A 3,266-nucleotide genomic window follows, 5' to 3' on the forward strand; every position below is an offset into this window, starting at 1 on the left:
AGGGTCATCAGCTGGAACGGACGCAGCCGTACGGCGATCCGGTCGCCGTCGGCCTCGACCGCGGACTCCTCCCCGGCGAGCGGACGCTCCAGCAGGTCGGTGACCGCCACCCCCGCCACCGGGAAGCCGGCCGTCAGCGTGGCCCGCACCCGGCCGCCGTGGGCCTCGTGGAAACGGACCACCACGTCGCCGCTGCCGTCGTCGGCCAGCTTGACGGCGGTGACCACGACCGCGTCCCGGTCGGCCGAGACCAGCGGCGCGACCTCGCCGGCGCCCGTGACCCGCCGCTCGGGCAGATTGATCCGCCAGCCCTCGCGCACGGCGTCACCGATGGCCGCGCCCGGGACCAGCGCGTGCCGGAACCGGTGCACGCCCTGGTCGGTCTCGGGGTCGGGGAAGCGCGGGGCGCGCAGCAGGGAGACCCGGACCGTGGTTGTCGTACCCGCGTCGCCGTCGGTGCGGACGGTGCGGGTGACGTCGTGGCCGTACGTCGAGTCGTTGACGACGGCCACGCCCCAGCCGGGCTCCTCCAGGTGGAGGAAGCGGTGGTTGCAGGCCTCGAACTTGGCCGCCTCCCAGCTGGTGTTGGTGTGCGTGGGCCGGTGGAAGTGCCCGAACTGCGTCTCCGACGCGTACCGTTCGGCGTGCACGTCGAGCGGGAAGGCGAGCTTGAGGAACTTCTCCGTCTCGTGCCAGTCGACCTCGGTGTCCACCTCCAGCCGCCGCTCCCCCGGCGCCAGCGTCAGCACCTGGGTGACTCGGGAGGAGCCGAAGGAGCGGATGATCCGCACCGAGGCGCCGTCGTCGCCGGGGACGATCTCGTCGGCGTCGGTGAGGTCGGTGCCCGTGTTGCGGTAGAACTCGTCGACGTCCCAGGCGTCCCACATGTTCGGGAAGTCGGGGTGGAGCTGGAGCAGGTTGCCCGCCCCGCCCGGGGCGATCGTCTCGCGGTCGGCGGCGATGTCGTACGCCGAGACGACCAGCCCCCGGTCGTCGATCTCGACGCGCAGCAGGCCGTTGTCGAGGACGTGTCCACCGCCGGGGCGCGGGGTGAGGGCGGTGCGGCCCTCGGTGGTGGGCGCGGCGGCGGCACCCGCCTGGACGCCGGACCGGTTGTGCGGGGCGGAGTTGAAGACCAGCGGGGTGTCGCCCTCGCCGGCCAGGGCGCGATGCGCGGCGTCGACGATCCCGTTCAGCTCGTCGGCGACCCGGTCGTAGGTCGCGCGTGCCTCACGGTGCACCCAGGCGATGGACGAGCCGGGCAGGATGTCGTGGAACTGGTGCAGCAGGACCGTCTTCCAGATGCGGTCCAGGTCCTCGTAAGGGTAGGGGAACCCCGCGCGCACGGCCGCCGTCGCCGCCCACAGCTCGGCCTCCCGCAGCAGGTGTTCGCTGCGGCGGTTGCCCTGCTTGGTCTTGGCCTGGCTGGTGAGGGTGGCGCGGTGCAGTTCGAGGTACAGCTCGCCGACCCAGACGGGCGGCTCGGGGTTCTCGGCCTCGGCCTTCTCGAAGAAGGCCTGCGGGGTCTCCCACTCGACCGTCGCCGAGCCTTCGAGGTCGCGCAGCCGGGCCGCCTTGGCGACCATCTCGCGGGTGGTGCCGCCGCCTCCGTCGCCCCAGCCGGTCGGGGCGAGGGAGTGCCGGGCGACTCCCTTGTCCTTGAAGTTCTTCGCCGCGTGGGCGATCTCGCTGCCCTTCATGGAGCAGTTGTAGGTGTCTACGGGCGGGAAGTGGGTGAAGATCCGGGTGCCGTCGATGCCCTCCCAGCGGAAGGTGTGGTGCGGGAACTTGTTCGTCTGCGACCAGGAGATCTTCTGCGTCAGCAGGTACTTGGTGCCGGCCGCCTTGATGATCTGCGGCAGTCCGGCCGCGAACCCGAAGGTGTCCGGGAGCCACGCCTCGTCGTTCTCGACGCCGAACTCGTCGAGGAAGAACCGCTTCCCGTGCACGAACTGCCGGGCCATCGCCTCCGATCCCGGCATGTTGGTGTCCGACTCCACCCACATGCCGCCGGCCGGCACGAACCGGCCGTCCGCCACGGCCTTCTTCACTCGCGCCCACACCTCGGGCCGGTGGTCGCGGACCCACGCCCACTGCTGGGCCTGCGACATGGCGAAGACGAAGTCCGGCTCGTCCTCCAGGAGGGCGGTCATGTTGGAGGTCGTGCGGGCCACCTTGCGCACGGTCTCGCGCAGCGGCCACAGCCACGCCGAGTCGATGTGCGCGTGCCCGACCGCGCTGACGCGGTGCGCGGAGGGGACGGCGGGGGCGGAGAGGACGCCGGTGAGGCGGGCACGGGCCTGCTCCGCAGTGCCGTTCACGTCCTGGAGATCGATGGCGTCCAGCGCCTTGTCGACGGCGCGCAGGATCTCCCAGCGGCGCGGCGACTCCACCGGCAGCTCGGCCATCAGCTCGCCGAGGACCTCCAGGTCGAGCACGAGGTGCCAGACCGTCTCGTCGAGCACCGCGAGATCCATGCGGGTGAGCGTGTACTGCGGCTCGCCGCCCGCGGTGTCCTTGTCGCCGAGCCGCGTGGGCACGAAGGGGTGGTAGTCGAGGATGACGGGGTTGGAGGCGGCCTCGATGTGCAGGCGGACCTCCTCGCCGCCCTCGGCGGGGGCGCCGACGCGCACCCACTGGTTGCGCGGGTTGAGGCCCTTCACCGGGGTGCCGTCGGGGCGGTAGACCAGGCCCTCGCACTGGAAGCCGGGCATGTTCTCGTCGAAGCCGAGATCGAGGATCGCCTCGACGGTCCTCCCGGCCCACTCCTTCGGCACGGTGCCGGTGACGCGGAACCAGCTGGTACCCCAGGGAGCGCCCCAGCGGGCGCCCACCTCGACGGGCTCGGGGTCGGCCGCGAGTCCTTCGGCGACCGGCACGGGCTCGCCGGGGGCGTTCCACACCGCGACGTCGAGCGGCACGGACTCGGGGTACACGGCGGGGCGGACGCGCTCGTCGAGGACGCGCTTGAGACGGGCTTCGACCAGGTCGCGGTCGTCATGCATGCGGGTGCTCCGGGGTCGGTGGGGCGGTTGGTTACCAGGGGTGGGTCACGGTGACGGGCTCCGACGTGGTGTACAGCTCCCCCACGGCGCGTACTTCGAACCGTGCGGCGCGCTCGTCCTGCTCGGCGCGCAGGCCGCCGGCGAACCAGGCCCGCTGGCAGGTGCCGCCGAGGAAGCGGCGGGTGCCGTCGGGCAGCACGCGGTGCAGGGTGTAGTGCCGGACGTCGTCGCCGTGGGGGTGCTTCCAGGCGAACCGCAGGT

1 protein-coding gene and 1 pseudogene are annotated in these 3,266 nt (G+C 72.4%); both read right to left on the reverse strand.

Annotation, left to right across the window (positions count from 1 at the left end; genetic code table 11):
* Positions 1-3,005: glycoside hydrolase family 38 C-terminal domain-containing protein (locus tag EBH09_RS04235; RefSeq protein ID WP_153182605.1), on the reverse strand; the 3,005-nt coding region annotated here is incomplete at its 3' end.
* A gap of 31 nt (positions 3,006-3,036) precedes the next feature.
* A pseudogene (locus EBH09_RS38550) lies at positions 3,037-3,266 on the reverse strand (endo-beta-N-acetylglucosaminidase); the annotation flags it as partial.

The organism is Streptomyces sp. E2N166, from assembly GCF_003671715.1.
GTDB lineage: Bacteria > Actinomycetota > Actinomycetes > Streptomycetales > Streptomycetaceae > Streptomyces > Streptomyces thinghirensis.